Source organism: Nitratireductor luteus, assembly GCF_026162365.1.
GTDB lineage: Bacteria > Pseudomonadota > Alphaproteobacteria > Rhizobiales > Rhizobiaceae > Chelativorans > Chelativorans luteus.
In genome coordinates this window covers 1-872 of record NZ_JAOANW010000044.1, presented here as the reverse complement: position 1 = coordinate 872, position 872 = coordinate 1, and the positions used below count along the sequence as shown (strand labels likewise).

General features: G+C 57.1%; 1 protein-coding gene. It reads right to left on the bottom strand.

Annotated features, from left to right (window positions below; translation table 11 throughout):
* The coding region (locus tag N1058_RS24000; RefSeq protein WP_265520098.1) for an IS4/Tn5 family transposase DNA-binding protein at positions 1 to 757 on the bottom strand (757 nt) is incomplete at its 3' end.
* Positions 758 to 872 lie beyond the last annotated feature (115 nt).

Below are 872 nucleotides of genomic sequence, written 5' to 3'. Positions count from 1 at the left end.
GATCCTTGCCTTGCGCATCACGAAACCGGACCTCATGCGTTCCACTGGACTGGACCGCTGCCATCACTTGCGCAATGGTCGTATCTCCGTCTTCAGCCAGACGATCGACGCAACTGCGGACCAGGAAATTGGTCCCGAGCTTCTGAGCCAGGCAGTAGAGTTCGTAGATATCGCTCTCTCGGTCGCCGATATGCACGCAACGTTCTGGACAGCCCGTCAGTTCGGTGGAGCGGCGCAGATTGTCAAGCCAGCGCATGCTCTCCTTCTGCTCGATCGGCACCCGGGTGGGGTTGATCTTGCGCTTGAGCGCCGTGGTTCCCTTGAACTTATCCCGTGACCAGAACTTGACCGCGGTCAGACCGAGTGGCAACCCGTCCGGCGTGATGGCCAGGCTGGCATGCATAAGCAAGCCACAGATCGTGCGCTTTTGGTGGCGGCTGGTTGACGTTTTGATGAACCCGATCTTCTCAGGCGATGAGCGCTTGAAGGAAAACTCCGTCGTGTCCTGCAGGATTAGGATAGGGCCGTCGGTGGCCTGAGTGCGCAGGGCCGAGGCCGCGAAGTGGCCCTCGAGTATCTTGTCCTCGCTGACATTCTCATTGGCGAAGAAGCGGTAGGCGGCCTTTGTGTTCGCCCAATCCTGAAACGCCGTAGGCAAGGATTTCCCTGGACGTTCACCCATTGCTTCCAGCATCGCCCCAAGTCGTAGGTTCAAGCGGGCATCACCAAAATTGCATTCAGCAGTTTCTTCGCCCACCCAACTCTTCCCCATGTCCGCACCCCGTTTGTTGAAGGTGCCAGATAAGGAATCATGGCCGATTCCACGTGATCAAGTGAAAACTGCAACCTAAGGACTTATGGGTAACTTCAAG